Raw genomic sequence first — 26,232 nt, 5'->3', positions numbered from 1 at the left:
GTATGACTGCCCTCTGCTCCGCCAGGAGGAAAGGCCTTGAAAGACCTACTGAATTTGCTGAAAAACCAGGGTCAAGTCGAAGAGTTCGACGCCATCCGTATCGGATTGGCATCGCCTGAGATGATCCGCTCGTGGTCGTTCGGTGAAGTTAAAAAGCCGGAAACTATCAACTACCGTACGTTCAAACCTGAGCGTGACGGCCTGTTCTGCGCCAAGATCTTTGGCCCGGTCAAGGATTACGAGTGCCTGTGCGGTAAGTACAAGCGCTTGAAGCATCGTGGCGTTATCTGCGAAAAATGCGGCGTTGAAGTCGCACTGGCCAAAGTCCGTCGTGAGCGCATGGCTCACATCGAACTGGCATCGCCGGTTGCTCACATCTGGTTCCTGAAATCACTGCCGTCCCGTATCGGCTTGCTGATGGACATGACCCTGCGTGACATCGAACGCGTTCTCTACTTCGAGAGCTATGTCGTTATCGATCCGGGCATGACTACCCTCGAAAAAGGGCAGCTGCTTAACGACGAGCAATACTTCGAAGCCCTTGAAGAGTTCGGTGATGACTTCGACGCCCGTATGGGTGCCGAAGCTGTCCGTGAGCTGCTGCACGCTATTGATCTGGAACACGAGATTGGCCGTCTGCGCGAAGAGATTCCGCAAACCAACTCCGAAACCAAAATCAAGAAGCTGTCCAAGCGTCTGAAGTTGATGGAAGCCTTCCAGGGTTCCGGCAACCTTCCAGAGTGGATGGTGTTGACCGTTCTGCCGGTTCTTCCGCCAGACCTGCGTCCACTGGTTCCACTGGATGGTGGTCGCTTCGCGACTTCTGACCTCAACGATCTGTATCGTCGGGTGATCAACCGTAACAACCGTTTGAAGCGTCTGCTGGATCTGTCTGCTCCTGACATCATCGTGCGCAACGAAAAGCGCATGCTGCAGGAAGCTGTGGATGCGCTGCTTGATAACGGTCGTCGCGGTCGCGCCATCACTGGTTCGAACAAGCGTCCTCTGAAATCCCTGGCTGACATGATCAAGGGTAAGCAGGGTCGTTTCCGTCAGAACTTGCTTGGTAAGCGTGTTGACTACTCTGGCCGTTCGGTAATTACCGTAGGTCCGACCCTGCGTCTGCACCAGTGCGGTCTGCCGAAGAAGATGGCACTTGAGCTGTTCAAGCCGTTCATTTTCGGCAAGCTCGAAATGCGTGGTCTTGCGACCACCATCAAAGCTGCCAAGAAGATGGTTGAGCGCGAGCTGCCAGAAGTCTGGGACGTTCTCGCCGAAGTCATTCGCGAACACCCAGTGCTTCTGAACCGGGCGCCGACGCTTCACCGTCTGGGCATCCAGGCGTTTGAGCCGGTCCTCATCGAAGGTAAGGCAATCCAGCTGCACCCGCTGGTCTGTGCGGCATACAACGCCGACTTCGACGGTGACCAGATGGCCGTTCACGTGCCGCTGACGCTGGAAGCCCAGCTCGAAGCCCGTGCGCTGATGATGTCGACCAACAACATTCTGTCGCCTGCTAACGGTGAGCCAATCATCGTTCCTTCGCAGGACGTTGTATTGGGTCTGTACTACATGACTCGTGAAGCGATCAACGCCAAAGGCGAAGGTCGTGTATTCGCGGATCTGCAGGAAGTTGACCGTGTGTTCCGTGCCGGCGAAGCCGCACTGCATGCGAAAGTAAAAGTGCGCATCAACGAAACGGTCAATGATCGTGACGGTGGCAGCGTCAAGAACACCCGTATCGTCGACACAACCGTCGGCCGTGCGCTGCTGTTCCAGGTGGTCCCGGCCGGCCTGTCATACGACGTCGTCAACCAGCCGATGAAGAAGAAGGCAATCTCCAAGCTGATCAACCAGTGCTATCGCGTGGTTGGCCTGAAAGAGACCGTTATCTTCGCTGACCAGTTGATGTACACCGGTTTTGCCTATTCGACGATCTCGGGTGTTTCCATCGGCGTTAACGACTTCGTTATCCCTGATGAAAAAGCTCGCATCATCGACGCCGCAACCGATGAAGTGAAAGAGATCGAAAGTCAGTACGCCTCAGGCCTGGTTACTCAGGGCGAGAAGTACAACAAGGTGATCGACCTCTGGTCCAAGGCCAACGATGAAGTCTCGAAGGCGATGATGTCCAACCTCTCGAAAGAGAAGGTTGTCGACCGTCACGGTGAGACTGTTGACCAGGAATCCTTCAACTCGATGTATATGATGGCCGACTCGGGTGCGCGGGGTTCCGCAGCACAGATTCGTCAGCTGGCAGGTATGCGTGGTCTGATGGCCAAGCCGGATGGCTCGATCATCGAGACGCCGATCACTGCGAACTTCCGCGAAGGTTTGAGCGTTCTTCAGTACTTCATCTCGACTCACGGTGCTCGTAAGGGTCTTGCGGATACTGCGTTGAAAACCGCGAACTCCGGTTACCTGACTCGTCGTCTGGTAGACGTGGCACAAGATCTGGTTGTTACCGAGGTTGATTGCGGTACTGAACACGGTCTGGTAATGACGCCGCACATCGAAGGCGGTGATGTCGTAGAGCCGTTGGGCGAACGCGTATTGGGTCGAGTGATCGCCCGTGACGTATTCAAGCCTGGTACTGAAGATGTCATCGTTCCAGGCGGCACGCTGGTTGACGAGAAGTGGGTTGAATTCATCGAGCTGAATAGCATCGACGAAGTCATCGTGCGTTCCCCAATCAGCTGCGAAACCCGTTTCGGTATTTGCGCCAAATGCTACGGCCGAGATCTGGCACGTGGTCACCAGGTGAACATCGGTGAAGCTGTCGGCGTTATCGCCGCGCAGTCGATCGGTGAGCCGGGTACCCAGCTGACCATGCGTACATTCCACATCGGTGGTGCGGCAAGCCGTACTTCTGCTGCGGACAGTGTCCAGGTCAAGAACGGCGGTATCGTTCGTCTGCACAACTTGAAGCACGTTGAGCGTCTTGATGGCCACTTGGTCGCGGTTTCGCGTTCTGGTGAGCTGGCAATTGCCGACGAATTCGGGCGTGAGCGCGAGCGTTACAAACTGCCGTATGGCGCTGTGATTCTGGTGAAGGAAGGTGACAAGGTTGACGCAGGGTCCATCGTGGCCAAGTGGGATCCGCACACTCACCCAATCGTCACCGAGATGAAAGGCACCGTGACCTACGTGGGCATGGAAGAAGGTATTACGATCAAGCGCCAGACCGACGAATTGACCGGTTTGACCAACATCGAAGTACTGGATGCCAAAGACCGTCCTGCAGCAGGTAAAGACATTCGTCCTGCGGTCAAGATGGTTGGTGTTGATGGCAAGGATCTGTTGTTGCCGGGTACCGACGTACCCGCTCAGTACTTCCTGCCGGCAAACGCCCTCGTCGGTGTTGCGGATGGTGTGCAAGTGGGTGTGGGTGACGTTATCGCCCGTATTCCGCAAGAGACCTCCAAGACTCGCGACATCACCGGTGGTCTGCCGCGCGTTGCCGACTTGTTCGAAGCGCGTCGTCCGAAAGAAGCATCGATCCTGGCTGAAGTCAGCGGTACGATCGCGTTCGGTAAAGAGACCAAGGGCAAGCGCCGTCTGGTTATCACGCCAAACGATGGTACCGATCCGTACGAGGAGCTGATTCCAAAGTGGCGTCACCTCAACGTCTTTGAAGGTGAGCAGGTCAGCCGTGGTGAGGTTATCTCCGACGGTCCTAGCGATCCGCACGATATCCTGCGTCTGCTGGGTGTCAGCGCTCTGGCGAAATACATCGTCAACGAGATTCAGGACGTTTACCGCCTGCAAGGCGTGAAGATCAACGACAAGCATATCGAGACGATCCTGCGTCAGATGCTGCGTAAAGTCGAGATCGCTGAGTCGGGCGACTCCAGCTTCATCAAGGGCGACCAGATGGAGTTGACGCACGTACTGGTTGAAAACGAGCGCCTCGCGGCTGACGAGAAATTTGTTTCCAAATTTACTCGGGTGTTGCTCGGTATCACCAAGGCCTCGCTGTCCACCGAATCGTTCATCTCGGCGGCCTCCTTCCAGGAGACCACTCGCGTGTTGACCGAAGCGGCAGTGACCGGCAAGCGTGATTATCTGCGCGGCCTGAAAGAAAACGTGGTTGTGGGTCGTTTGATCCCTGCAGGTACCGGTCTGGCATATCACAGCGAGCGCAAGCGTCGTCGTGAAGCCGACAAGCCGATGCGTGTAAGTGCGAGCGAAGTTGAAGCCGCGCTGACCGAAGCGTTGAACTCAAGCAGTAATTGAGAGTAGGGCCCCGATTTTCATGGTCATTGGCATTACCCGGTTTCTATGGGTTGCCAGTGGCTGTGGACATCGGGGCTTTGCCTTGACTGGGGGCAGGATCCTCTTTAGACTCTTGTACCCCTAAATCTGGCGGGACGTATGTCCTGCCATTTTGCTTTTCTTGTAAGACAATAGCGTCGCAAGACAACAGTGGAGCTAGTAGATGGCAACTATCAACCAGCTGGTACGTCAGCCGCGCAAGCGTATCGTCGAGAAATCCGACGTGCCTGCGCTGCAGAACTGCCCGCAGCGTCGTGGTGTGTGCACTCGCGTGTATACAACTACGCCGAAAAAACCTAACTCGGCATTGCGTAAAGTCTGCCGTGTGCGTCTGACCAACGGTTTCGAGGTTTCCTCGTACATCGGTGGTGAAGGCCACAACCTGCAAGAGCACAGCGTCGTACTGATTCGCGGCGGCCGTGTAAAAGATTTGCCAGGTGTTCGTTACCACACCGTTCGCGGTTCGTTGGATACCTCCGGTGTCAAAGGTCGTAACCAGGGTCGTTCGAAGTACGGTACCAAGAAGCCTAAGTAGTAGCGGCTTTTTGTAAAAATTGAATCATCTTATTTTCTGAGTCGATAAGAGTAAGGTCGGAGGCGCCAGTAGGTGCTGATTCCGAGCGAACCTGAAGACCGTTTGAGGGCTTATCCATGCCAAGAAGACGCGTAGCAGCCAAGCGCGAAGTGCTTGACGATCCAAAATACGGCAGCCAGATCCTGGCCAAGTTCATGAACCACGTTATGGAAAGCGGCAAGAAAGCCGTTGCCGAGCGTATCGTTTATGGCGCGCTGGAAAAGGTTAAAGAACGCAAGAACTCCGATCCCCTGGAAATCTTCGAGAAAGCTCTCGACGCCATCGCTCCGCTGGTCGAAGTGAAGTCGCGCCGTGTAGGCGGTGCTACTTACCAGGTTCCGGTCGAAGTTCGTCCGTCCCGTCGTAATGCTCTGGCAATGCGTTGGCTGGTAGACTTCGCGCGCAAGCGCGGTGAGAAGTCTATGGCTCTGCGTTTGGCTGGCGAACTGTTGGACGCCGCCGAAGGTAAAGGTGCTGCGGTCAAGAAGCGTGAAGACGTGCACCGTATGGCTGAAGCCAACAAAGCTTTCTCGCACTACCGCTTCTAATTTCAGCGTCACTAATTTTGCGAGGGCTTTATGGCTCGTACTACACCGATCAACCGTTACCGTAACATTGGTATCGTTGCTCACGTGGATGCTGGTAAAACCACCACCACCGAGCGCGTCCTTTTTTACACCGGTAAAAGCCACAAGATGGGCGAGGTGCATGACGGCGCCGCGACCACCGACTGGATGGTTCAGGAGCAGGAGCGTGGTATTACCATTACTTCTGCTGCTATTACTGCCTTTTGGCAGGGTTCCGAGAAGCAACACAAAGACCAATACCGCTTCAACGTCATTGACACCCCGGGCCACGTAGACTTCACCATTGAAGTTGAGCGTTCCCTGCGTGTACTCGACGGCGCGGTCGTTGTGTTCTGTGGTACTTCTGGCGTTGAGCCTCAGTCCGAAACTGTATGGCGTCAAGCCAACAAGTACGGTGTTCCACGTATCGTTTACGTGAACAAAATGGACCGTGCTGGCGCAAACTTCCTGCGCGTAATTGCTCAGATCAAGCAGCGTCTGGGTCACACTCCGGTGCCGATCCAGCTGGCAATTGGTGCTGAAGACAACTTCCAGGGTCAGATCGATCTGATGTCCATGGAAGCGGTCTACTGGAACGATGCCGATAAGGGTATGGTCCCGGTTCGCAAGCCTATCCCTGCTGAATTGCAGGAACTGGCTAACGAATGGCGCAGCAACATGGTAGAGGCTGCGGCCGAAGCCAATGAAGAGCTGATGAACAAGTACCTTGAGGGTGAAGAACTCACCAACGAGGAAATCAAGGCTGCTCTGCGTCAGCGTACTATCGCTGGTGAGATCGTTCTTGCTGTTTGCGGTTCTTCCTTCAAGAACAAGGGTGTCCCCCTGGTTCTCGACGCCGTTATCGACTACCTGCCAGCTCCAGTCGACATTCCTGCTATCAAGGGCACCAACCCTGATAACGAAGAAGAAGAGATGGAGCGTCACGCAGACGACAACGAGCCGTTCTCGGCTCTGGCGTTCAAGATCGCTACCGACCCATTCGTGGGTACCTTGACGTTCGTCCGTGTTTACTCGGGCGTGTTGGCATCCGGCGACGGCGTGATCAACTCGGTCAAGGGCAAAAAAGAGCGCGTGGGTCGTATGGTGCAAATGCACGCAAACGCTCGCGAAGAGATCAAGGAAGTACGCGCTGGTGACATCGCGGCCTTGATCGGCATGAAGGACGTCACCACTGGTGAAACGTTGTGCAACGCTGACAAGCCAATCATCCTGGTTCGGATGGACTTCCCGGAGCCGGTTATTTCGGTTGCTGTAGAGCCTAAAACCAAGGATGACCAGGAAAAAATGGGTATCGCACTGGGCAAACTTGCTCAGGAAGACCCGTCTTTCCGCGTCAAAACTGATGAAGAGACTGGTCAGACGATCATCTCTGGCATGGGCGAGCTGCACCTGGACATCCTGGTTGACCGGATGCGCCGTGAGTTTAACGTCGAAGCCAACATCGGTAAGCCTCAGGTTTCGTATCGTGAGCGCATCACGAAGAACTGTGAAATCGAAGGCAAGTTCGTTCGCCAGTCCGGCGGTCGTGGTCAGTTCGGCCACTGCTGGATCCGTTTTGCACCTGCTGACGAAGGTCAGGAAGGTCTGCAATTCGTGAACGAAGTAGTGGGTGGTGTGGTTCCTAAGGAATACATCCCGGCTATCCAGAAGGGCATCGAAGAGCAGATGAAGAACGGCGTTGTTGCCGGCTATCCGCTGATCGGCCTGAAGGCTACCGTGTTTGATGGTTCTTACCACGACGTCGACTCGAACGAGATGGCGTTTAAGGTGGCTGCTTCCATGGCGACCAAGCAACTGGCCCAGAAGGGCGGTGGTGAGTTGCTTGAGCCGATCATGGCTGTAGAGGTTGTTACGCCTGAAGACTATATGGGTGACGTGATGGGCGACCTTAATCGTCGTCGCGGCATGATCCTGGGTATGGAAGATACGGTCTCCGGCAAAGTAATTCGTGCCGAGGTTCCGTTGGGTGAGATGTTCGGTTATGCGACCGACGTTCGCTCCATGTCCCAAGGTCGCGCAAGCTACTCTATGGAATTCAAAAAATACAATACAGCTCCGTCGCACATCGTCGAAACTGTAACCAAAAAACAAGGCTGATTCAGCGCCTTTAGGCTAGGAGTTATTTGTCGTGGCTAAAGAAAAATTTGATCGTTCCCTTCCGCACGTCAACGTTGGCACTATCGGTCACGTTGACCATGGTAAAACCACGCTGACCGCTGCTCTGACTCGCGTCTGCTCCGAAGTTTTCGGTTCGGCTCGTGTTGACTTCGACAAGATCGACAGCGCACCAGAAGAGAAGGCTCGCGGTATCACCATCAACACTGCTCACGTTGAGTACAACTCGTCCGTGCGTCACTACGCACACGTTGACTGCCCAGGTCACGCCGACTACGTGAAGAACATGATCACTGGTGCTGCCCAAATGGACGGCGCTATCCTGGTTTGTTCGGCTGCTGATGGTCCGATGCCACAAACTCGTGAGCACATCCTGCTGTCCCGTCAGGTAGGCGTTCCGTACATCGTGGTCTTCCTGAACAAGGCTGACCTGGTAGACGACGCTGAGCTTCTGGAACTGGTTGAGATGGAAGTGCGCGATCTGCTGAGCACTTACGACTTCCCGGGCGACGACACTCCAATCATCATCGGCTCTGCCCGCATGGCGTTGGAAGGCAAAGACGACAACGAGATGGGCACCACTGCCGTCAAGAAGTTGGTTGAAACTCTGGACAGCTACATTCCTCAGCCAGAGCGTGCTGTCGACAAGCCGTTCCTGATGCCAATCGAAGACGTATTCTCGATCTCCGGTCGCGGTACTGTTGTGACTGGTCGTGTTGAGCGCGGTATCGTCAAGGTTCAAGATCCACTGGAAATCGTTGGTCTGCGTGACACTACTGTCACCACCTGCACCGGTGTTGAAATGTTCCGTAAGCTGCTCGACGAAGGTCGTGCTGGCGAGAACTGCGGCGTTCTGTTGCGCGGCACCAAGCGTGACGACGTTGAGCGTGGCCAGGTTCTGGTCAAGCCAGGCACCGTCAAGCCGCACACTCAGTTCGAAGCTGAAATTTACGTGCTGAGCAAAGAAGAAGGCGGCCGTCACACTCCGTTCTTCAAAGGCTACCGTCCACAGTTCTACTTCCGTACTACCGACGTAACTGGTAGCTGCGAACTGCCGGAAGGCGTTGAGATGGTTATGCCAGGCGATAACGTGAAAGTTTCCGTTACCCTGATCAAGCCAATCGCAATGGAAGACGGTCTGCGTTTCGCTATTCGTGAAGGCGGTCGTACCGTCGGCGCTGGCGTCGTGGCCAAAATCATCGCGTAAGCGATGATCTTCAAAAAGAGCCCCCGCTTGCGGGGGCTTTTTTATTGGGTTGACACCCCGTTAGCTCGTCTATAGAATTGCGCCTCCTTTAAACGGGCGTATTGCGCTCGGTGGGAAGTAGCCTGGAGTCTGAAATCCAATGCAAAATCAGCAAATCCGTATCAGGTTGAAGGCTTTTGACCATCGCCTGATCGACCAATCCACCCAGGAAATCGTGGAAACCGCGAAACGTACTGGTGCTCAAGTGCGTGGTCCGATTCCACTCCCTACCCGTAAAGAGCGGTTCACCGTTCTGGTTTCTCCGCACGTCAACAAAGACGCGCGCGACCAGTACGAGATCCGCACTCATAAGCGTGTTCTGGACATCGTCCAGCCAACGGATAAAACCGTTGATGCGCTGATGAAGCTTGATCTTGCGGCAGGTGTGGAAGTACAGATCAGCCTCGGCTAAGACTCGGGTCTTAGTCGTGTAACGCTCTGAAATGGGCGGCCATAGCGGGTGAAAGCCCCGTACACTCATGAGGTTTACAACATGACTATTGGTGTAGTCGGTCGTAAATGCGGTATGACCCGTATTTTCACCGAAGAAGGTGTCTCCATTCCGGTTACGGTCATTGAGATCGAGCCGAATCGCGTCACCCAGTTCAAAACCGAAGAAGTCGATGGCTATCGTGCAGTGCAAGTCACTGTCGGCGTTCGTCGTGCTTCCCGTGTGACTGCTGCTCAAGCAGGTCACTTCGCTAAAGCGAACGTTGCTGCAGGTCGTACTGTCCTGGAATTCCGTCTTGAAGAAGGCGAATACAAGGCTGGCGATCTGATCAATGCAGAAATCTTTGCTGCTGGCCAGATGGTAGATGTTACCGGTCAGTCCAAGGGTAAAGGCTTCCAAGGTACTATCAAGCGCCACAATTTCCGTGGTCAAGATAATACTCACGGTAACTCCGTGTCCCACCGCGTCCCGGGCTCTATCGGCCAGTGCCAGACTCCTGGTCGTGTATTCAAGGGCAAAAAAATGTCCGGTCATATGGGCGCTGAGCGCGTGACCGTGCAGTCCCTGGAAGTAGTGCGCGTGGACGCTGAACGCAATCTGTTGTTGGTCAAGGGTGCTGTTCCTGGCGCTACTGGCGGCAATGTGGTTGTACGTCCAGCAGCCAAGGCTCGCGGTTAAGGGGAAGCTGACATGCAATTAAATGTAAATGACGCTCAAGCGATCGAAGTTTCCGAACTGACATTTGGCGGCGAATTCAACGAGACGCTGGTTCACCAGGCAGTCGTGGCCTACATGGCTGGCGGTCGTCAGGGTAGCAAGCAGCAAAAGACCCGTTCTGACGTATCCGGTGGCGGTAAGCGCCCTTGGCGTCAAAAGGGTACTGGCCGTGCTCGTGCCGGTACTATCCGTAGCCCGATCTGGCGCGGCGGCGGTACCACTTTCGCAGCACGTCCTCAGGATCACTCTCAGAAGCTCAACAAGAAGATGTATCGCGCTGCACTGCGCTCCATCCTTGCTGAACTAGTCCGTACTGATCGTCTGGTCGTGGTTCAGGATTTCGCTGTTGAATCGCCGAAAACCAAAGATCTGCTGGGCAAGCTGAATGACATGAGCCTGACCGACGTTTTGATCGTGTCGGACGCTGTTGATCAGAACCTGTACCTGGCTGCTCGTAACCTGCCGCACGTTGATGTACGTGATGTTCAAGGTTCCGATCCAGTTAGTCTGATCGCATACGACAAAGTGTTGATCACTGTGTCGGCCGTGAAGAAATTCGAGGAGCTGCTGGGATGAACCAGGAACGCGTATTTAAAGTTCTGCTTGGCCCGCACGTTTCCGAGAAGGCTACGGTTCTGGCAGACAAAAAAGGTCAGTTCGTTTTCAAGGTTGCTACTGATGCAACCAAGCTGGAAATCAAGAAGGCCGTCGAAAGCCTGTTCAGCGTGAAAGTAGAGCGTGTCACTACCCTGAATGTTATGGGTAAGACCAAGCGCACTGCTCGCGGTCTGGGCAAGCGTAATGACTGGAAGAAGGCGGTTATCTCCCTTCAGCCAGGCCAAGATCTCGATTTCAGCAGCAGTGCTGAGTAAGGAAGGGGTGCATCATGGCAATCGTTAAATGCAAACCGACTTCCCCTGGCCGCCGTTTTGTGGTCAAGGTGGTCAACCAGGAGCTGCATAAAGGCGCTCCTCACGCACCGCTGCTCGAGAAAAAATCGAAGACTGGTGGTCGTAACAACAATGGCCGCATCACTACTCGTCACATCGGTGGTGGTCATAAGCAGCATTATCGTCTGGTCGATTTCCGTCGCAACGACAAGGATGGCATTGCTGCCACCGTCGAGCGTATTGAATACGATCCAAACCGTACTGCTCACATCGCACTGCTGCTGTACGCAGACGGCGAGCGTCGTTACATCATCGCGCCTAAAGGCGTGAGTGCTGGCGACCAGCTGATCGCGGGCGCTTTGGCTCCAATCAAGCCAGGCAACGCTCTGCAGCTGCGCAACATCCCAGTGGGTTCTACCGTTCACGGCATCGAACTGAAGCCGGGTAAAGGTGCTCAGATCGCTCGTTCTGCTGGTGCGTCTGCACAGCTGATCGCTCGTGAAGGTGTCTACGTGACTCTGCGTCTTCGCTCCGGTGAGATGCGTAAAGTTCTGGCTGAATGCCGTGCGACTCTGGGTGAGGTCTCGAACTCCGAGCACAGCCTGCGTTCGCTGGGTAAAGCTGGTGCCAAACGCTGGCGTGGCGTTCGCCCAACCGTTCGTGGTGTTGCCATGAACCCGGTTGACCACCCACATGGTGGTGGTGAAGGTCGTACCTCTGGTGGTCGTCATCCGGTATCGCCGTGGGGCTTCCCGACTAAGGGCGCGAAGACTCGTGGTAATAAGCGTACCGACAAAATGATCGTCCGTCGTCGCAAGTAAATAGAGGGATACGACAGTGCCACGTTCTCTGAAAAAAGGTCCTTTTATTGATCTTCACCTACTGAAGAAGATCGAAGTGGCGGCGGAAAAGAACGATCGCAAACCAGTTAAGACCTGGTCGCGTCGTTCTATGATCCTGCCACAAATGGTCGGTTTGACCATTGCTGTGCATAACGGTCGTCAGCATGTTCCTGTTCTCGTGAACGAAGACATGGTCGGCCACAAACTAGGCGAGTTTGCCGGTACCCGCACTTATCGTGGGCACGTGGCAGACAAGAAAGCCAAGCGTTAAGGGGTAAGGAACGATGGAAGTAGCCGCTAAGTTGTCGGGCGCTCGAATCTCCGCCCAGAAAGCCCGCTTGGTCGCCGACCAGATCCGCGGGAAGAAGGTGGGCGAAGCGCTCAACCTGTTGGCTTTCAGCAGTAAGAAAGCCGCCGAGATCATGAAGAAAGTGCTGGAGTCGGCCGTAGCCAACGCCGAGCATAACGAAGGCGCAGACGTTGATGACCTCAAGGTCTCCACCGTTTTCGTCAACGAAGGGCGTTCGCTGAAGCGCATCATGCCACGTGCCAAAGGCCGTGCTGATCGCATCGTCAAGCGGTCTTGCCATATCACTGTCAAGGTTGCTGACAAGTAACGGAGTCGAAGAGATGGGTCAGAAAGTACATCCCATTGGCATTCGCCTGGGAATCGTCAAGGAGCACACCTCCGTCTGGTACGCAGACGGTCGGACTTATGCGGACTATTTGTTCGCTGATCTGAAGGTGCGAGAGTATCTCCAAGACAAACTAAAAAGCGCGTCCGTAAGCCGTATCGATATCCATCGTCCGGCGCAGACTGCACGCATCACCATCCACACCGCTCGTCCAGGTATCGTTATCGGGAAGAAAGGTGAGGATGTTGAGAAGCTGCGTCAGGACCTGACCAAGCAAATGGGTGTGCCTGTGCACATCAATATCGAAGAGATCCGTAAGCCGGAGCTCGACGGTATGCTGGTTGCGCAGAGCGTAGCTCAGCAGCTGGAGCGTCGCGTAATGTTCCGTCGCGCTATGAAGCGTGCAGTGCAGAACGCCATGCGCATTGGTGCCAAAGGCATCAAAATCCAAGTGAGCGGTCGTCTCGGCGGTGCTGAAATTGCACGTACTGAATGGTATCGCGAAGGTCGTGTGCCATTGCACACCCTGCGTGCCGACATCGACTATGCCAACTACGAAGCTCACACCACTTACGGTGTGATCGGTGTAAAGGTTTGGATCTTCAAAGGCGAAGTAATTGGTGGTCGCCAAGAAGAGCTGAAACCGCAAGCACCAGCGCCTCGTAAAAAAGCTGCTAAGTAAGGGGTACGCCAAATGTTGCAACCTAAGCGTACGAAGTTCCGCAAGCAGATGACCGGCCACAACCGTGGTCTGGCATTGCGCGGTAGCAAAGTCAGCTTCGGCGAGTTCGCGCTGAAGTCTGTTGCTCGTGGTCGTCTCACCGCTCGTCAGATCGAGTCAGCGCGTCGTGCACTGACCCGTCACGTTAAACGTGGCGGCAAGATCTGGATCCGTGTATTCCCGGACAAGCCTGTCACCAAAAAGCCACTCGAAGTTCGGATGGGTAAAGGTAAGGGTAACGTGGAGTACTGGGTTGCCCAGATTCAGCCAGGCAAAGTCCTGTATGAAATCGAGGGTGTTTCCGAAGAGTTGGCGCGTGAGGCTTTCGCCCTGGCTGCTGCAAAGCTGCCGCTCGCCACCTCCTTTGTTAAGCGGACGGTGATGTGATGAAAGCGAATGAACTTCGTGAAAAATCAGCACAGCAACTGAACGAGCAACTGCTCGGCTTGCTGCGCGACCAGTTCAATCTGCGCATGCAGAAAGCAACTGGCCAGTTGGGGCAGTCTCACCTGCTCTCGCAAGTTAAGCGTGACATCGCTCGCGTGAAGACTGTGCTCAACCAGCAGGCAGGTAAGTAATCATGGCTGAAGCCGAAAAAACCGTCCGTACGCTGACTGGCCGTGTCGTCAGCGACAAGATGGACAAGACCATCACCGTACTGATCGAGCGTCGCGTCAAGCACCCAATCTACGGTAAATACGTTAAGCGTTCGACTAAGCTGCACGCGCACGACGAAACCAATCAGTGCCACATCGGCGACAAGGTCACTATTCGTGAAACTCGTCCGATGGCCAAGACTAAGTCCTGGGCACTGGTTGATGTTCTCGAACGCGCTGTGGAAGTCTAAGGGCTAGGGGTCGGAGAAATTATATGATTCAGACTCAATCCATGCTCGATGTGGCCGATAACAGCGGCGCACGCCGCGTTATGTGCATCAAGGTGCTTGGTGGCTCTCATCGTCGTTACGCTGGTATCGGTGACATCATCAAAGTTACCGTCAAGGAAGCAATTCCGCGCGGTAAGGTGAAAAAAGGCCAAGTGATGACTGCAGTAGTAGTCCGCACTCGCCATGGTGTTCGTCGCGCAGACGGCTCCATCATCCGCTTTGATGGCAACGCTGCTGTTCTGTTGAACAACAAGCAAGAGCCGATCGGCACCCGTATCTTTGGGCCAGTGACCCGTGAACTTCGTACTGAGAAGTTCATGAAGATCGTCTCGCTCGCCCCAGAAGTGCTGTAAGGAGATCCGACATGCAAAAGATTCGTCGTGACGACGAGATCATCGTGATCGCCGGCAAAGACAAAGGTAAGCGCGGTAAGGTGCTCAAGGTTCTCGCTGACGACCGCTTGGTCGTTGGTGGGATCAACCTGGTGAAGCGTCATACCAAGCCAAACCCGATGTCGGGCGTACAGGGCGGTATCGTCGAGAAAGAAGCGCCATTGCACGCTTCTAACGTCGCCATTTTCAACGGCGCAACCAACAAGGCTGACCGCGTTGGTTTCAAGGTTGAAGACGGCAAGAAAATTCGTGTCTTCAAGTCGACCCAAAAAGCGGTTGATGCTTGAACACTGCTAGGTAGAAGACCATGGCACGACTAAAAGAGATTTACTGGAAAGAAATCGCACCGAAGCTTAAGGAAGAACTTAAGCTTTCGAACGTGATGGAAGTTCCACGCGTTACCAAGATCACCCTGAACATGGGTCTGGGCGAAGCGATCGGCGACAAAAAAGTCATCGAGCACGCTGTTGCAGATCTGGAAAAAATCACCGGCCAAAAAGTCGTCGTGACCTACGCTCGCAAATCTATCGCTGGCTTTAAAGTCCGTGAAGGTTGGCCGATCGGCGTCAAAGTGACTCTGCGCCGTGAGCGTATGTATGAATTCCTGGATCGTCTGCTGTCGATCTCCCTGCCTCGGGTCCGCGACTTCCGCGGCCTGAATGCCAAGTCCTTCGATGGACGTGGTAACTACAGCATGGGCGTTAAAGAGCAGATCATTTTCCCGGAAATCGACTACGACAAGATCGATGCCCTGCGCGGTCTGGACATTACCCTGACCACCACTGCTCGTACGGACGAAGAAGGTCGCGCATTGCTGCGTGCTTTCAAGTTCCCGTTCCGCAACTGATTGGAGTAGGACCATGGCCAAGAAGAGCATGAAAAACCGTGAGCTGAAGCGTCAGCTCACCGTTGCCAAGTACGCTACCAAGCGTGCTGCGCTGAAAGCGATCATCGTGGATCTGAACGCAAGTCCAGAAGCACGTTGGGAAGCTACGGTCGCACTGCAGAAGCAGCCACGTGATGCAAGTGCCTCGCGCATGCGTAATCGTTGCCGCCTGACAGGTCGTCCGCACGGCGTGTACCGCAAGTTCGGCCTCGGCCGTAACATGCTGCGTCAAGCAGCAATGCGTGGCGACGTACCAGGTCTGGTTAAAGCCAGCTGGTAAGCAGTTATTCACGCAGTACGCCCATTGTGTTCACGTCGAACCGATGGGCGTAGAGCCTGAATTTGAATCAAGCCCCTTTTGGGGCTTGATTCATTTCTGGGGTGCGCCTAGAATTGCCGGCTCGCCAGAGCCCGTGCTCGCACGTGCCCGGAATTTTAAGGCGACAGGTTGTAGCCGTAAGGCTCATTTTTTTGTATCAGGAGCGTCTAGCCCATGAGTATGCAGGACCCGTTAGCGGACATGCTAACTCGTATCCGTAATGCCCAGATGGCTGAAAAGCCCGTCGTAAGCATGCCATCCTCCACGTTGAAGGTGGCTGTAGCCAAAGTCTTGAAGGACGAAGGTTACATTGCGGGTTATCAGATCAGCAGCGAAACAAAGCCGTTGCTATCCATCGAGCTGAAGTACTTCGAAGGCCGTCCGGTCATCGAGGAAGTGAAGCGCGTTAGCCGTCCAGGCCTGCGTCAGTACAAGTCCGTCGATGAGTTGCCAAAAGTTCGTGGCGGCCTCGGTGTGTCTATCGTCTCCACCAACAAAGGTGTGATGACGGATCGTGCTGCGCGCGCTGCCGGTGTCGGCGGCGAAGTGCTTTGCACTGTGTTCTAAGGGGGGATAAGCATGTCACGCGTAGCTAAGAACCCCGTTAAGTTGCCAGCAGGCGTCGAAGTCAAGCTCGTCGGCCAGCAGCTTTCGGTGAAGGGTGCCAAGGGCACTCTAGACCTGAACATTCATTCGTCCGTTGAAATTGTTGAAGAGTCCGGTGAGCTGCGTTTTGCTGCTCGCAACGGCGATCAACAAACTCGCGCAATGGCCGGTACCACTCGTGCGTTGGTAAACAACATGGTCCAAGGCGTAAGCCAAGGCTTCGAGCGCAAGCTCCAGCTGGTCGGTGTTGGTTACAAAGCGCAAGCAAAAGGCACGGTACTGAACCTGGCCCTTGGCTTCTCGCACCCAGTGGACTACGAATTGCCGGAAGGCATCACCGCTGAGACTCCCAACCAAACCGATATCGTTATTCGCGGTATCGACAAGCAGTTGGTTGGTCAAGTGGCCGCTGAGATCCGCGACTTCCGCCGTCCAGAGCCGTACAAAGGCAAAGGCGTGCGTTACGCGGACGAAGTCGTCCGTCGTAAAGAAGCCAAGAAGAAGTAGGGCATAGCAAATGACCGTCAAAAAAGTTACCCGACTGCGTCGCGCTCGCAAAGCACGCCTGAAAATGCACGAACTCGAAGTCGTGCGTCTCTGCGTGTACCGCTCTTCGCAGCACATTTATGCCCAGGTCATCTCGGCCGACGGCAGCAAAGTCCTGGCAAACGCCTCGACTTTGGACAAAGAACTGCGTGATGGCGCCACTGGCAACATCGACGCGGCCACTAAAGTTGGCCAGCTGATCGCTGAGCGTGCGAAAGCCGCCGGTGTATCGCAAGTGGCTTTTGATCGTTCTGGCTTCAAGTACCACGGTCGCGTTAAGGCGCTGGCTGATGCTGCTCGTGAAGGCGGGCTGGAGTTCTAAGTTATGTCAAATAACGACCAAAAACGCGACGAAGGCTACATCGAGAAGCTGGTACAAGTTAATCGCGTAGCAAAAACCGTTAAAGGCGGCCGTATCTTCACTTTCACCGCGTTGACCGTGGTTGGTGATGGTAAAGGGCGTGTTGGCTTCGGCCGTGGCAAGTCACGTGAAGTGCCTGCTGCGATCCAGAAGGCAATGGAAGCTGCTCGCCGCAACATGATCCAGGTCGATCTGAACGGTACCACGCTGCAGTACGCTATTAAGTCCGCTCATGGGGCTTCGAAGGTCTACATGCAGCCTGCGTCGGAAGGTACTGGCATCATCGCTGGCGGCGCAATGCGCGCCGTTCTCGAAGTTGCTGGCGTCCACAACGTTCTGGCCAAGTGCTACGGTTCGACTAACCCGGTCAACGTTGTTCACGCAACGTTCAAGGGTTTGAAGACCATGCAGTCCCCTGAGTCCATCGCTGCTAAACGCGGCCTGAACGTCCAGGAGATCTTCTGATCATGGCTACCGTTAAAGTAACGCTGATCAAAAGCATGACCGGCCGCATCCCTAACCACAAATTGTGCGTTAAGGGTTTGGGTCTGCGTCGCATCGGTCACACTGTAGAAGTCGTTGATACCCCGGAAAACCGTGGGATGATCAACAAGGCTTACTACATGCTGCGAGTCGAGGGTTAATCGATGAAACTCAATGATCTGAGTCCAGCGCCGGGTTCCCGTCGCGAAAAGCATCGTCCGGGCCGTGGTATCGGTAGTGGTTTGGGCAAGACCGGTGGCCGTGGCCACAAAGGTCAGACCTCCCGCTCCGGTGGCACCATTGCTCCGGGCTTCGAAGGCGGCCAACAGCCGTTGCATCGTCGTCTGCCCAAGTTCGGCTTCGTCTCTTTGAAAGCTATGGATCGTGCTGAAGTTCGCACCTCCGAGCTGGCTAAAGTAGAAGGCGTCGTCACTGTGCAGTCCCTGAAGGATGCCAACGTGATCAACCAAAACGTACAGCGTGTGAAAATCATGCTGTCCGGTGAGGTTACTCGCGCAGTCACCCTCAAAGGTATCGCAGCCACCAAAGGTGCGCGTGCGGCTATCGAAGCAGCTGGCGGCAAGTTCGAGGAATAAATGGCTAAGCAAGGTGCTCTCTCAGCGCTAGGCAAAAGCGGCGGGTTGTCCGAACTCTGGGCTCGTCTGCGTTTCCTGTTCCTGGCGATTATCGTCTATCGGATCGGTGCGCATATCCCAGTTCCGGGTATCAACCCTGACCGTCTGGCGGACCTGTTTCGACAGAATGAGGGGACCATTCTTAGCTTGTTCAACATGTTTTCAGGTGGTGCGCTGGAGCGCATGAGCATTTTTGCACTGGGGATCATGCCGTATATCTCGGCATCGATCATCATGCAGCTCATGACCGCGGTCAGCCCGCAGCTGGAGCAGTTGAAGAAGGAAGGTGAGGCTGGTCGTCGTAAGATCAGCCAGTACACCCGCTATGGCACCGTCGTCCTGGCTCTGGTTCAAGCTATTGGCATGTCCATTGGTTTGGCCGGTCAGGGCGTTGCGTTCTCAGCAGATATCGGCTTCCACTTCGTTGCAGTCACCACCTTTGTTGCTGGTGCGCTGTTCATGATGTGGCTGGGCGAGCAGATCACTGAGCGAGGTGTTGGCAACGGTATCTCGATGTTGATTTTTTCGGGTATCGTCGCCGGTCTTCCGAGAGCGATCGGGCAGTCTTTCGAGTCTGCACGTCAGGGTGATATCAATATCTTCGCCTTGGTCGCCATCGGTTTGCTGGCAGTAGCGATCATCGGTTTCGTGGTGTTCATCGAGCGTGGTCAGCGTCGTATTGCTGTTCACTACGCCAAACGTCAGCAGGGCCGCAAGGTCTTCGCTGCGCAGACGAGCCACTTGCCGTTGAAAGTGAACATGGCGGGCGTTATTCCTGCCATCTTCGCTAGCAGCATCTTGCTGTTTCCGGCTTCGCTGGGTGCCTGGTTCGGTCAGTCTGAAGGTATGGGCTGGTTGCAGGACATCTCGCAGTCGATCGCACCTGGTCAGCCGTTGAATATTCTGCTGTTTAGTGCAGGGATTATTTTCTTCTGCTTCTTCTATACGGCGCTGATGTTCAATCCGAAAGACGTAGCGGAAAACCTGAAGAAGTCCGGTGCCTTTATTCCGGGCATTCGTCCTGGTGAGCAGTCTGCGCGCTATATTGATGGCGTTCTGACTCGTCTGACCATGTTCGGTGCTCTCTATATGATGGCCGTGTGCTTGCTTCCACAGTTTCTCGTGGTCGCTGCAAACGTGCCGTTTTACCTTGGCGGGACCTCGTTGCTGATCGTGGTCGTGGTTGTGATGGACTTCATGTCCCAAGTGCAATCGCACCTCGTTTCGCACCAGTATGAATCCCTGATGAAGAAAGCCAACCTGAAGGGCTACGGCAGCGGCATGCTGCGCTGAAGCACCCATAAGGTTCGAGGAGTTGGTGATGAAAGTTCGTGCATCGGTGAAAAAGCTGTGCCGCAACTGCAAGATTATTCGCCGCGAAGGTGTTGTTCGAGTAATTTGCAGCGCGGAACCACGTCACAAGCAGCGCCAAGGCTAAATGTGATCTGTGCTAAAAGCCCAGCAGCTAGTGCGCTGCTGGGTTGATTATTTGTTATTACAGCGATATTATCTCGCGCCCTATTTCTTGGCTTCCGGGGCGTAGGTAGCTGTCAATTGGAGTCCCACTGAATGGCCCGTATTGCAGGCGTTAACATTCCAGATAACAAGCATACTGTTATCTCGCTGACCTACATCTATGGTGTTGGTCGCACAACTGCACACAAAATCTGTGCTACTACCGGGGTTAACCCGGCGGTAAAGATCAAAGATCTGAGCGACGAGCAGATTGAACAGCTGCGTGGCGAAGTCGCGAAGTTCACCACTGAAGGTGATCTGCGTCGCGAAATCAACATGAAAATCAAGCGCTTGATGGACCTCGGTTGCTATCGCGGTCTGCGTCATCGTCGTGGTCTTCCAGTACGCGGTCAGCGTACCAAGACTAACGCGCGTACCCGTAAAGGTCCGCGTAAGCCGATCCGCAAGTAATCGCCCCAGCGAATCGACAGGAATTAAATCATGGCAAAACCTGCTGCTCGTCCTCGTAAAAAAGTTAAAAAGACAGTGGTTGATGGCATCGCCCACATCCATGCATCTTTTAACAACACAATCGTGACCATCACCGACCGTCAAGGTAACGCTCTGTCCTGGGCAACCTCCGGTGGTTCGGGTTTCCGCGGTTCCCGCAAGTCCACGCCGTTTGCTGCTCAAGTAGCTGCCGAACGTGCTGGTCAAGCTGCGCTGGAATACGGCCTGAAAAACCTCGACGTCAACGTCAAAGGTCCAGGTCCAGGTCGTGAATCTGCTGTCCGTGCTTTGAACGGCTGCGGCTACAAGATCGCCAGCATCACCGACGTGACGCCAATCCCGCACAACGGGTGCCGTCCGCCGAAGAAGCGCCGCGTGTAATCCAGGAGATTGTAAAGAATGGCTCGTTACATTGGTCCAAAATGCAAACTCGCTCGTCGCGAAGGCACCGATCTCTTTCTGAAGAGCGGCGTGCGCGCGATCGAATCGAAGTGCAACATCGAAGCAGCACCTGGTATCCACGGCCAACGCCGCGGTCGCCAGTCCGACTACGGCACCCAACTGCGTGAAAAGCAGAAAGTCCGTCGTATTTATGGCGTTCTCGAGCGTCAGTTCAGCGGTTACTACAAAGAAGCTGCCGGCAAGAAAGGCGCAACTGGTGAGAACCTGCTGCAACTGCTCGAATGCCGTCTGGACAACGTTGTATACCGCATGGGCTTTGGTTCGACTCGTGCCGAATCGCGTCAGCTGGTATCGCACAAGTCGGTCAGCGTAAACGGCAAAACCGTTAACGTTCCGTCCTACCAGGTCCGTGCTGGTGACGTAGTGGCAATTCGCGAAAAAGCGAAAAACCAGCTGCGTATTGTCCAGGCTCTCGATCTGTGTGCCCAACGTGGCCGCGTAGAATGGGTAGAAGTAGACACTGAGAAAAAGTCTGGCGTCTTCAAAAGCGTCCCAGCTCGCAGTGATCTGTCCGCCGACATCAACGAAAGCCTGATTGTCGAGCTCTACTCCAAGTAAGGGCTAGAAAATAGGTGCATCCATGCAGATTTCGGTAAATGAGTTCCTGACACCCCGCCACATTGATGTGCAGGTTGTCAGTCCGACCCGCGCCAAAATCACTCTCGAGCCTCTCGAGCGTGGTTTCGGCCATACCCTGGGCAACGCGCTGCGCCGCATCCTGTTGTCCTCCATGCCCGGCTGTGCAGTAGTCGAGGCCGAGATTGATGGTGTACTCCATGAGTACAGCGCAATCGAAGGTGTACAGGAAGATGTCATTGAAATCCTGTTGAACCTGAAAGGTCTGGCTATCAAGCTGCACGGTCGAGACGAAGTTACGCTGACCTTGTCGAAGAAGGGTTCGGGGGTGGTTACCGCTGCCGATATTCAGCTGGATCATGATGTCGAGATCGTTAACCCCGATCACGTAATCGCTAACCTGGCGTCTAACGGCGCCCTGAACATGAAGCTCGTTGTAGCTCGTGGTCGCGGTTATGAACCAGCAGACTCGCGTCAGAGCGATGAAGACGAAAGCCGCAGCATTGGTCGCTTGCAGCTCGACTCTTCGTTCAGCCCGGTTCGTCGCATTGCATACGTGGTGGAAAACGCCCGTGTCGAGCAACGTACCAACCTGGACAAGCTGGTTATCGATCTGGAAACCAACGGTACTCTGGATCCTGAAGAGGCTATCCGTCGTGCAGCAACCATTCTGCAACAGCAGTTGGCTGCGTTCGTCGACCTCAAAGGTGATAGCGAACCCGTTGTAGTCGAACAGGAAGACGAGATCGATCCGATCCTGCTTCGTCCGGTTGACGATTTGGAACTGACCGTACGTTCGGCCAACTGCCTTAAGGCGGAGAACATTTACTACATCGGCGACCTGATTCAGCGCACCGAAGTAGAACTGTTGAAGACTCCGAACCTGGGCAAGAAATCCTTGACCGAGATCAAGGACGTTCTGGCTTCTCGTGGTCTCTCCCTCGGCATGCGCCTCGACAACTGGCCGCCTGCAAGTCTTAAGAAGGACGACAAGGCGACTGCCTGATCGTCGTAATCACCGAACGTACTGTTTGGTAAGGAATGAACCATGCGTCATCGTAAAAGTGGACGTCACCTGAGCCGTACCAGCTCTCACCGTAAGGCCATGTTCCAAAACATGGCGGTGTCGCTGTTCGAGCACGAGCTGATCAAAACTACCCTGCCGAAAGCCAAAGAACTGCGTCGCGTTGCTGAGCCGCTGATCACCTTGGCCAAGATTGACAGCGTTGCTAACCGTCGTCTGGCATTTGACCGTACCCGTTCGAAAGAAATGGTCGGCAAACTGTTTAACGATTTGGGCAAGCGTTATGCAACTCGTGAGGGTGGCTACCTGCGCATCCTCAAGTGCGGCTTCCGCGCTGGCGACAACGCGCCTATGGCGTACGTCGAACTGGTTGATCGTCCTGTCGGTGGCTCTGTAGAAGCCGCTGAATAAGACATCAGTCAATACAAAGAACCGGGCCTAGCGCCCGGTTTTTTGTTGTCCGCACCAAAGCCTCCCGGAGCGCTAGGCTCAGCGCAATTCGGGGTGATTCTAAGTGATAAACGGAACCCTCCTCATTTACCCGTCTTTTCGCTACCAAATGTCCGAATTTCGCCGGATTTCTATGTTTATTTGCTATGCCGCAGGGTGACCAACCAGTCTGGTTGGTTCAAACTAACGCCTTTCACGTGGAGATGGACGGCGATGCAAGGCCACCCGGATGTAATTGATTACCTCAACACGCTGTTGACTGGCGAACTGGCTGCGCGCGACCAGTATTTCGTTCACTCGCGGATGTACGAAGATTGGGGTTTTAGCAAGCTGTACGAACGTATCAATCACGAGATGGAAGAAGAGGCTCAACACGCAGATGCGTTGATGCGCCGGATTCTGATGCTCGAAGGCACTCCGCGTATGCGTCCTGACGATCTGGATGTGGGCACTACGGTACCGGAGATGCTCGCCAGCGATCTTCGCCTGGAATACAAGGTGCGAGCCGCACTGTGCAAAGGTATTGCGCTCTGTGAGCAGCACAGAGACTACGTCAGCCGCGACATCCTCCGCATTCAACTCGCCGACACCGAAGAAGACCATACCTACTGGCTTGAGAAGCAATTAGGCCTGATCAAGTCCATCGGACTCGAAAACTATCTTCAGTCGCAGTTCTGATTGCTCAGACCGCCGCTACAAAAAAAGCCCTTGCCGCATATTGCGACAAGGGCTTTTTGTTAAGCCCATGCAATCAGGCGCGATCGCGCTCCAGAAGCGGCTTCAGATAGTGGCCAGTGTAAGACTGTTTCATGTCCGCCACCTGCTCTGGCGTACCGGTCGCGATGATCTGTCCGCCTTTCGAACCCCCTTCAGGGCCCAGGTCGACCAGCCAATCGGCGGTCTTGATCACATCCAGGTTGTGCTCGATCACAACGACCGTGTTGCCGTGGTCGCGAAGTCGATGCAAAACATCCAGCAATTGCTGAATATCCGCGAAGTGCAGGCCGGTGGTGGGCTCGTCGAGGATGTACAGGGTCTTGCCGGTGTCACGCTTGGACAGCTCGCGCGACAGCTTCACCCGCTGCGCTTCACCACCAGAAAGCGTGGTCGCTGACTGGCCCAGTTTGATATAGGACAGCCCCACATCCATCAGCGTCTGCAGCTTCCGGGCAAGGGCAGGCACGGCGTCGAAGAATGTCCGCGCTTCCTCGATCGTCATTTCCAGGACCTCGTGGACGTTTTTGCCCTTGTACTTAACCTCGAGCGTCTCACGGTTGTATCGCTTGCTCTTGCACACATCGCAAGGAACGTAGATGTCAGGCAGGAAATGCATCTCAACCTTGATCAAGCCGTCGCCCTGGCACGCTTCGCAGCGACCACCCTTGACGTTGAAAGAGAATCGGCCAGGGCCGTAGCCACGAGACCTTGACTCAGGCACGCCGGCGAATAGCTCACGGATTGGCGTGAAGAGCCCGGTATAGGTCGCAGGATTTGACCGTGGGGTACGCCCGATTGGGCTCTGGTCAATATCAACGACTTTATCCAGATGCTGCAGGCCGTCAATGCTGTCGTGTGCCGAAGCCTCAAGCGTCGTTGCGCCATTGAGCGCAGTAGCGCTGAGAGGGAACAGCGTGTTGTTGATCAGCGTAGATTTGCCCGATCCCGATACACCGGTCACGCAGGTCAGCAAGCCGATTGGAATTTCCAGATCGACGTTGCGCAGGTTATTGCCACGCGCGCCTTTGAGTTTGAGCGAGAGCTTTTTATTGCGAGGCGTCCGCTTGGCAGGGACCGCGATCTTCACCCGGCCCGACAGGTATTTACCGGTCAGCGAGTCCGGATGATCCATCACCTCCTGTGGTGTGCCCTCCGCGACAATCTTGCCGCCATGCACGCCTGCGCCCGGCCCGATGTCGACCACGTAGTCGGCCAGTCGGATGGCGTCCTCGTCGTGCTCCACCACAATCACCGTGTTGCCGATGTCTCGCAGGTGCCGCAACGTGTCCAGCAGCCGATCGTTATCGCGCTGGTGCAAGCCGATTGAAGGCTCGTCGAGGATGTACATCACGCCGACCAGGCCTGCACCGATCTGGCTGGCCAGACGAATCCGCTGAGCCTCACCGCCGGAGAGCGTATCGGCGCTGCGGTCCAGTGTCAGATAGTCGAGCCCGACGTTGACGAGGAACTGCAGACGCTCGCGAATTTCCTTGAGAATTTTGTCAGCGATTTCGCCGCGTCGCCCCGTGAGCTTCAGCTCACCAAAATAATTGGTTGCGTCGCCAATCGGCATGTTGGTGACGGCGGGAAGTGTCTTCTCGCCAACCCACACATGACGGGCCTCTCGGCGCAACCGCGTGCCACGACATTCGGGGCAGGGTTGGGTACTGAGAAACTTCGCCAGCTCCTCGCGAACCGTTGTCGATTCGGTTTCCCGGTACCGGCGCTCAAGATTCGGGACAATGCCTTCGAACGGGTGCGCACGTTTGACGATGTCGCCGCGGTCGTTCAGGTAGCGGAAATCAACGCTGTCCTTACCGCTGCCGCCCAGCAGGACCTTCTGCAAATCGGCCGGCAGTTCCTTGAACGGCACCTCCAGGCTGAAGCCGTAATGCTTCGCCAACGAGCCGAGCATCTGGAAGTAATAGACGTTTCGCCGGTCCCAGCCACGAATCGCGCCTTCCGCCAGCGTGAGCTCGCCATTGACAAGGCGCTTGGTGTCGAAAAACTGTTTCACGCCCAGCCCGTCGCAGGTTGGGCATGCGCCGGCGGGGTTGTTGAACGAAAACAGCTTTGGCTCAAGCTCGCTGATCGCATGGCCACAGATTGGGCAAGCGAATCGCGCGGAGAAAATGATCTCTTCGCCGGGCTCGTCGTCCATCGGCGCAACCAGCGCGATGCCGTCGGCCAGCTTCAGCGCGGTCTCGAAGGACTCAGCCAAGCGCTGTTGCAAGTCCGAGCGCACCTTGAAGCGGTCAACGACGACATCGATCGAGTGCTTCTTCTGTTTATCGAGCTTGGGAAGTTCGTCCAGCTCGCACAGCCGACCGTTCACCCGAGCGCGGACGAAACCCTGAGCGCGAAGCTCTTCGAAGACGGCCAAATGCTCGCCTTTGCGCTCCCGTACCACGGGGGCAAGCAGCATCAGTTTGGCGCCTTCCGGCTGGGCCAGGACCAGGTCGACCATCTGGCTGACGGTTTGCGCCTCCAGAGGAATGTCGTGATCCGGGCAACGCGGCTGCCCCACACGCGCATACAGCAGACGCAGGTAGTCGTAGATCTCGGTGATGGTGCCCACGGTCGAGCGCGGGTTATGGGACGTGGACTTCTGCTCGATGGAAATGGCCGGCGACAGGCCTTCGATCGTGTCGACGTCCGGCTTCTCCATCATCGACAGGAACTGACGCGCGTAGGCGGAAAGCGACTCGACGTAGCGGCGCTGGCCCTCGGCGTAGAGCGTATCGAACGCAAGGGACGATTTTCCCGAGCCGGACAATCCGGTGATGACGATCAGCTTGTCGCGTGGAAGGGTCAGGTCGATGTTCTTCAGGTTGTGGGTTCGAGCCCCACGAATCAAGATCTTGTCCAAAG

35 protein-coding genes are annotated in these 26,232 nt (G+C 55.2%); 34 read left to right on the top strand and 1 reads right to left on the bottom strand.

Annotated features, from left to right (window positions below; genetic code table 11):
• The first annotated feature begins 36 nt into the window (after positions 1-36).
• The 34 genes from rpoC (at position 37) to bfr (ending at position 23,322) form a co-directional block, all read left to right on the top strand.
• A complete protein-coding gene (gene rpoC, locus AC07VF_RS15685; protein ID WP_108121483.1) occupies positions 37-4,236 on the top strand; it encodes a DNA-directed RNA polymerase subunit beta' in 4,200 nt (1,399 codons plus the stop codon).
• Between the two features lie 202 nt (positions 4,237-4,438).
• Complete coding sequence (rpsL, locus tag AC07VF_RS15680; RefSeq protein ID WP_002555494.1) at positions 4,439-4,810, top strand: 30S ribosomal protein S12; 372 nt, start codon at positions 4,439-4,441, stop codon at positions 4,808-4,810.
• A 116-nt stretch (positions 4,811-4,926) separates the two neighbouring features.
• A complete protein-coding gene (gene rpsG, locus AC07VF_RS15675) occupies positions 4,927-5,397 on the top strand; it encodes a 30S ribosomal protein S7 (RefSeq protein ID WP_002555493.1) in 471 nt (156 codons plus the stop codon).
• Positions 5,398-5,427: 30 nt separating this feature from the next.
• Entirely contained in the window at positions 5,428-7,533 is a 2,106-nt protein-coding gene (fusA, locus tag AC07VF_RS15670) for an elongation factor G (RefSeq protein ID WP_192174976.1), read from the top strand.
• A 31-nt stretch (positions 7,534-7,564) separates the two neighbouring features.
• A complete protein-coding gene (tuf, locus tag AC07VF_RS15665; protein ID WP_024646116.1) occupies positions 7,565-8,758 on the top strand; it encodes an elongation factor Tu in 1,194 nt (397 codons plus the stop codon).
• 139 nt (positions 8,759-8,897) lie between these two features.
• A complete protein-coding gene (rpsJ, locus tag AC07VF_RS15660) occupies positions 8,898-9,209 on the top strand; it encodes a 30S ribosomal protein S10 (RefSeq protein WP_003186070.1) in 312 nt (103 codons plus the stop codon).
• Positions 9,210-9,290: 81 nt separating this feature from the next.
• Positions 9,291-9,926, top strand: coding sequence for a 50S ribosomal protein L3 (gene rplC / locus AC07VF_RS15655; protein ID WP_065988459.1), 636 nt, complete (start codon positions 9,291-9,293; stop codon positions 9,924-9,926).
• A gap of 12 nt (positions 9,927-9,938) precedes the next feature.
• Positions 9,939-10,541, top strand: a complete 603-nt coding sequence (gene rplD / locus AC07VF_RS15650; RefSeq protein ID WP_037017717.1) for a 50S ribosomal protein L4 — start codon at positions 9,939-9,941, stop codon at positions 10,539-10,541.
• Positions 10,538-10,837: a 50S ribosomal protein L23 gene (rplW, locus tag AC07VF_RS15645; protein WP_065988457.1), complete on the top strand. Its 300-nt coding sequence runs from the start codon at positions 10,538-10,540 to the stop codon at positions 10,835-10,837. Before rplD ends, rplW begins: the two co-directional genes overlap by 4 nt.
• Positions 10,838-10,851: 14 nt before the next feature.
• Complete coding sequence (rplB, locus tag AC07VF_RS15640; RefSeq protein WP_003210080.1) at positions 10,852-11,676, top strand: 50S ribosomal protein L2; 825 nt, start codon at positions 10,852-10,854, stop codon at positions 11,674-11,676.
• 16 nt (positions 11,677-11,692) lie between these two features.
• A complete protein-coding gene (gene rpsS / locus AC07VF_RS15635) occupies positions 11,693-11,968 on the top strand; it encodes a 30S ribosomal protein S19 (RefSeq protein WP_002555486.1) in 276 nt (91 codons plus the stop codon).
• A gap of 13 nt (positions 11,969-11,981) precedes the next feature.
• On the top strand, positions 11,982-12,314 hold the full coding sequence (gene rplV, locus AC07VF_RS15630; RefSeq protein ID WP_003103908.1) for a 50S ribosomal protein L22: 333 nt from the start codon (positions 11,982-11,984) through the stop codon (positions 12,312-12,314).
• A 13-nt stretch (positions 12,315-12,327) separates the two neighbouring features.
• The gene (rpsC, locus tag AC07VF_RS15625; RefSeq protein WP_003176422.1) at positions 12,328-13,014 is read left to right on the top strand and encodes a 30S ribosomal protein S3; all 687 of its coding nucleotides are present in this window, start codon (positions 12,328-12,330) and stop codon (positions 13,012-13,014) included.
• A 12-nt stretch (positions 13,015-13,026) separates the two neighbouring features.
• On the top strand, positions 13,027-13,440 hold the full coding sequence (gene rplP / locus AC07VF_RS15620; protein WP_003186052.1) for a 50S ribosomal protein L16: 414 nt from the start codon (positions 13,027-13,029) through the stop codon (positions 13,438-13,440).
• A complete protein-coding gene (gene rpmC, locus AC07VF_RS15615; RefSeq protein ID WP_002555481.1) occupies positions 13,440-13,631 on the top strand; it encodes a 50S ribosomal protein L29 in 192 nt (63 codons plus the stop codon). The genes rplP and rpmC overlap by 1 nt, the downstream gene beginning before the upstream one ends.
• A gap of 2 nt (positions 13,632-13,633) precedes the next feature.
• Positions 13,634-13,900: a 30S ribosomal protein S17 gene (gene rpsQ, locus AC07VF_RS15610; protein WP_003194644.1), complete on the top strand. Its 267-nt coding sequence runs from the start codon at positions 13,634-13,636 to the stop codon at positions 13,898-13,900.
• Between the two features lie 23 nt (positions 13,901-13,923).
• Positions 13,924-14,292 carry a 50S ribosomal protein L14 gene (gene rplN / locus AC07VF_RS15605; protein ID WP_002555479.1) on the top strand — a complete coding sequence of 123 codons (369 nt, stop codon included), beginning with the start codon at positions 13,924-13,926 and terminating at the stop codon, positions 14,290-14,292.
• Between the two features lie 11 nt (positions 14,293-14,303).
• Positions 14,304-14,618 carry a 50S ribosomal protein L24 gene (rplX, locus tag AC07VF_RS15600; RefSeq protein ID WP_002555478.1) on the top strand — a complete coding sequence of 105 codons (315 nt, stop codon included), beginning with the start codon at positions 14,304-14,306 and terminating at the stop codon, positions 14,616-14,618.
• 20 nt (positions 14,619-14,638) lie between these two features.
• On the top strand, positions 14,639-15,178 hold the full coding sequence (gene rplE, locus AC07VF_RS15595; protein WP_037017720.1) for a 50S ribosomal protein L5: 540 nt from the start codon (positions 14,639-14,641) through the stop codon (positions 15,176-15,178).
• 13 nt (positions 15,179-15,191) lie between these two features.
• Entirely contained in the window at positions 15,192-15,497 is a 306-nt protein-coding gene (gene rpsN, locus AC07VF_RS15590; RefSeq protein ID WP_003186042.1) for a 30S ribosomal protein S14, read from the top strand.
• A gap of 213 nt (positions 15,498-15,710) precedes the next feature.
• Positions 15,711-16,103, top strand: a complete 393-nt coding sequence (rpsH, locus tag AC07VF_RS15585) for a 30S ribosomal protein S8 (RefSeq protein WP_037017722.1) — start codon at positions 15,711-15,713, stop codon at positions 16,101-16,103.
• A gap of 12 nt (positions 16,104-16,115) precedes the next feature.
• Positions 16,116-16,649, top strand: a complete 534-nt coding sequence (rplF, locus tag AC07VF_RS15580; protein WP_108121485.1) for a 50S ribosomal protein L6 — start codon at positions 16,116-16,118, stop codon at positions 16,647-16,649.
• A gap of 10 nt (positions 16,650-16,659) precedes the next feature.
• Complete coding sequence (gene rplR, locus AC07VF_RS15575; protein ID WP_037017727.1) at positions 16,660-17,010, top strand: 50S ribosomal protein L18; 351 nt, start codon at positions 16,660-16,662, stop codon at positions 17,008-17,010.
• 3 nt (positions 17,011-17,013) lie between these two features.
• Positions 17,014-17,514: a 30S ribosomal protein S5 gene (rpsE, locus tag AC07VF_RS15570; protein ID WP_037017729.1), complete on the top strand. Its 501-nt coding sequence runs from the start codon at positions 17,014-17,016 to the stop codon at positions 17,512-17,514.
• 2 nt (positions 17,515-17,516) lie between these two features.
• Positions 17,517-17,693, top strand: a complete 177-nt coding sequence (gene rpmD, locus AC07VF_RS15565; protein WP_028621547.1) for a 50S ribosomal protein L30 — start codon at positions 17,517-17,519, stop codon at positions 17,691-17,693.
• Between the two features lie 3 nt (positions 17,694-17,696).
• Entirely contained in the window at positions 17,697-18,128 is a 432-nt protein-coding gene (gene rplO / locus AC07VF_RS15560; protein WP_037017733.1) for a 50S ribosomal protein L15, read from the top strand.
• Positions 18,129-19,460 carry a preprotein translocase subunit SecY gene (secY, locus tag AC07VF_RS15555; RefSeq protein ID WP_065988454.1) on the top strand — a complete coding sequence of 444 codons (1,332 nt, stop codon included), beginning with the start codon at positions 18,129-18,131 and terminating at the stop codon, positions 19,458-19,460. It abuts the gene before it with no gap.
• 28 nt (positions 19,461-19,488) lie between these two features.
• Positions 19,489-19,605 (top strand): 50S ribosomal protein L36, encoded by a 117-nt coding sequence (rpmJ, locus tag AC07VF_RS15550; RefSeq protein WP_002555468.1) that lies wholly within the window; start codon positions 19,489-19,491, stop codon positions 19,603-19,605.
• A 131-nt stretch (positions 19,606-19,736) separates the two neighbouring features.
• Positions 19,737-20,093 carry a 30S ribosomal protein S13 gene (gene rpsM, locus AC07VF_RS15545; RefSeq protein ID WP_037017739.1) on the top strand — a complete coding sequence of 119 codons (357 nt, stop codon included), beginning with the start codon at positions 19,737-19,739 and terminating at the stop codon, positions 20,091-20,093.
• A 30-nt stretch (positions 20,094-20,123) separates the two neighbouring features.
• The gene (gene rpsK / locus AC07VF_RS15540; protein ID WP_002555466.1) at positions 20,124-20,513 is read left to right on the top strand and encodes a 30S ribosomal protein S11; all 390 of its coding nucleotides are present in this window, start codon (positions 20,124-20,126) and stop codon (positions 20,511-20,513) included.
• An 18-nt stretch (positions 20,514-20,531) separates the two neighbouring features.
• On the top strand, positions 20,532-21,152 hold the full coding sequence (gene rpsD, locus AC07VF_RS15535; RefSeq protein WP_037017742.1) for a 30S ribosomal protein S4: 621 nt from the start codon (positions 20,532-20,534) through the stop codon (positions 21,150-21,152).
• Between the two features lie 22 nt (positions 21,153-21,174).
• Positions 21,175-22,176: a DNA-directed RNA polymerase subunit alpha gene (locus tag AC07VF_RS15530; protein ID WP_007970428.1), complete on the top strand. Its 1,002-nt coding sequence runs from the start codon at positions 21,175-21,177 to the stop codon at positions 22,174-22,176.
• Positions 22,177-22,218: 42 nt separating this feature from the next.
• Positions 22,219-22,605: a 50S ribosomal protein L17 gene (rplQ, locus tag AC07VF_RS15525; protein ID WP_074891753.1), complete on the top strand. Its 387-nt coding sequence runs from the start codon at positions 22,219-22,221 to the stop codon at positions 22,603-22,605.
• Between the two features lie 252 nt (positions 22,606-22,857).
• On the top strand, positions 22,858-23,322 hold the full coding sequence (gene bfr, locus AC07VF_RS15520; RefSeq protein ID WP_122623962.1) for a bacterioferritin: 465 nt from the start codon (positions 22,858-22,860) through the stop codon (positions 23,320-23,322).
• Positions 23,323-23,395: 73 nt separating this feature from the next.
• Here bfr and uvrA read toward each other — a convergent pair whose 3' ends face one another.
• Positions 23,396-26,230: an excinuclease ABC subunit UvrA gene (gene uvrA / locus AC07VF_RS15515; RefSeq protein WP_192174977.1), complete on the bottom strand. Its 2,835-nt coding sequence runs from the start codon at positions 26,228-26,230 to the stop codon at positions 23,396-23,398.
• Between the last annotated feature and the right edge of the window lie 2 nt (positions 26,231-26,232).

The organism is Pseudomonas sp. GW821-FHT02H06 (assembly GCF_059421525.1).
Note: the sequence above shows the minus strand (reverse complement) of the source record. Positions and strands in the feature narration are given on the sequence as shown.

What these genes read in the sequence shown, in the direction of transcription:
- rpsL (WP_002555494.1), top strand. Translation starts at nt 4,439, where the DNA reads ATGGCAACTATCAACCAGCTGGTACGTCAGCCGCGCAAGCGTATCGTC.
- rpsG (WP_002555493.1), top strand. Translation starts at nt 4,927, where the DNA reads ATGCCAAGAAGACGCGTAGCAGCCAAGCGCGAAGTGCTTGACGATCCA.
- fusA (WP_192174976.1), top strand. Translation starts at nt 5,428, where the DNA reads ATGGCTCGTACTACACCGATCAACCGTTACCGTAACATTGGTATCGTT.
- rpsJ (WP_003186070.1), top strand. Translation starts at nt 8,898, where the DNA reads ATGCAAAATCAGCAAATCCGTATCAGGTTGAAGGCTTTTGACCATCGC.
- rplC (WP_065988459.1), top strand. Translation starts at nt 9,291, where the DNA reads ATGACTATTGGTGTAGTCGGTCGTAAATGCGGTATGACCCGTATTTTC.
- rplD (WP_037017717.1), top strand. Translation starts at nt 9,939, where the DNA reads ATGCAATTAAATGTAAATGACGCTCAAGCGATCGAAGTTTCCGAACTG.
- rplW (WP_065988457.1), top strand. Translation starts at nt 10,538, where the DNA reads ATGAACCAGGAACGCGTATTTAAAGTTCTGCTTGGCCCGCACGTTTCC.
- rplB (WP_003210080.1), top strand. Translation starts at nt 10,852, where the DNA reads ATGGCAATCGTTAAATGCAAACCGACTTCCCCTGGCCGCCGTTTTGTG.
- rplV (WP_003103908.1), top strand. Translation starts at nt 11,982, where the DNA reads ATGGAAGTAGCCGCTAAGTTGTCGGGCGCTCGAATCTCCGCCCAGAAA.
- rpsC (WP_003176422.1), top strand. Translation starts at nt 12,328, where the DNA reads ATGGGTCAGAAAGTACATCCCATTGGCATTCGCCTGGGAATCGTCAAG.
- rplP (WP_003186052.1), top strand. Translation starts at nt 13,027, where the DNA reads ATGTTGCAACCTAAGCGTACGAAGTTCCGCAAGCAGATGACCGGCCAC.
- rpmC (WP_002555481.1), top strand. Translation starts at nt 13,440, where the DNA reads ATGAAAGCGAATGAACTTCGTGAAAAATCAGCACAGCAACTGAACGAG.
- rpsQ (WP_003194644.1), top strand. Translation starts at nt 13,634, where the DNA reads ATGGCTGAAGCCGAAAAAACCGTCCGTACGCTGACTGGCCGTGTCGTC.
- rplN (WP_002555479.1), top strand. Translation starts at nt 13,924, where the DNA reads ATGATTCAGACTCAATCCATGCTCGATGTGGCCGATAACAGCGGCGCA.
- rplX (WP_002555478.1), top strand. Translation starts at nt 14,304, where the DNA reads ATGCAAAAGATTCGTCGTGACGACGAGATCATCGTGATCGCCGGCAAA.
- rplE (WP_037017720.1), top strand. Translation starts at nt 14,639, where the DNA reads ATGGCACGACTAAAAGAGATTTACTGGAAAGAAATCGCACCGAAGCTT.
- rpsN (WP_003186042.1), top strand. Translation starts at nt 15,192, where the DNA reads ATGGCCAAGAAGAGCATGAAAAACCGTGAGCTGAAGCGTCAGCTCACC.
- rpsH (WP_037017722.1), top strand. Translation starts at nt 15,711, where the DNA reads ATGAGTATGCAGGACCCGTTAGCGGACATGCTAACTCGTATCCGTAAT.
- rplF (WP_108121485.1), top strand. Translation starts at nt 16,116, where the DNA reads ATGTCACGCGTAGCTAAGAACCCCGTTAAGTTGCCAGCAGGCGTCGAA.
- rplR (WP_037017727.1), top strand. Translation starts at nt 16,660, where the DNA reads ATGACCGTCAAAAAAGTTACCCGACTGCGTCGCGCTCGCAAAGCACGC.
- rpsE (WP_037017729.1), top strand. Translation starts at nt 17,014, where the DNA reads ATGTCAAATAACGACCAAAAACGCGACGAAGGCTACATCGAGAAGCTG.
- rpmD (WP_028621547.1), top strand. Translation starts at nt 17,517, where the DNA reads ATGGCTACCGTTAAAGTAACGCTGATCAAAAGCATGACCGGCCGCATC.
- rplO (WP_037017733.1), top strand. Translation starts at nt 17,697, where the DNA reads ATGAAACTCAATGATCTGAGTCCAGCGCCGGGTTCCCGTCGCGAAAAG.
- secY (WP_065988454.1), top strand. Translation starts at nt 18,129, where the DNA reads ATGGCTAAGCAAGGTGCTCTCTCAGCGCTAGGCAAAAGCGGCGGGTTG.
- rpmJ (WP_002555468.1), top strand. Translation starts at nt 19,489, where the DNA reads ATGAAAGTTCGTGCATCGGTGAAAAAGCTGTGCCGCAACTGCAAGATT.
- rpsM (WP_037017739.1), top strand. Translation starts at nt 19,737, where the DNA reads ATGGCCCGTATTGCAGGCGTTAACATTCCAGATAACAAGCATACTGTT.
- rpsK (WP_002555466.1), top strand. Translation starts at nt 20,124, where the DNA reads ATGGCAAAACCTGCTGCTCGTCCTCGTAAAAAAGTTAAAAAGACAGTG.
- rpsD (WP_037017742.1), top strand. Translation starts at nt 20,532, where the DNA reads ATGGCTCGTTACATTGGTCCAAAATGCAAACTCGCTCGTCGCGAAGGC.
- AC07VF_RS15530 (WP_007970428.1), top strand. Translation starts at nt 21,175, where the DNA reads ATGCAGATTTCGGTAAATGAGTTCCTGACACCCCGCCACATTGATGTG.
- rplQ (WP_074891753.1), top strand. Translation starts at nt 22,219, where the DNA reads ATGCGTCATCGTAAAAGTGGACGTCACCTGAGCCGTACCAGCTCTCAC.
- bfr (WP_122623962.1), top strand. Translation starts at nt 22,858, where the DNA reads ATGCAAGGCCACCCGGATGTAATTGATTACCTCAACACGCTGTTGACT.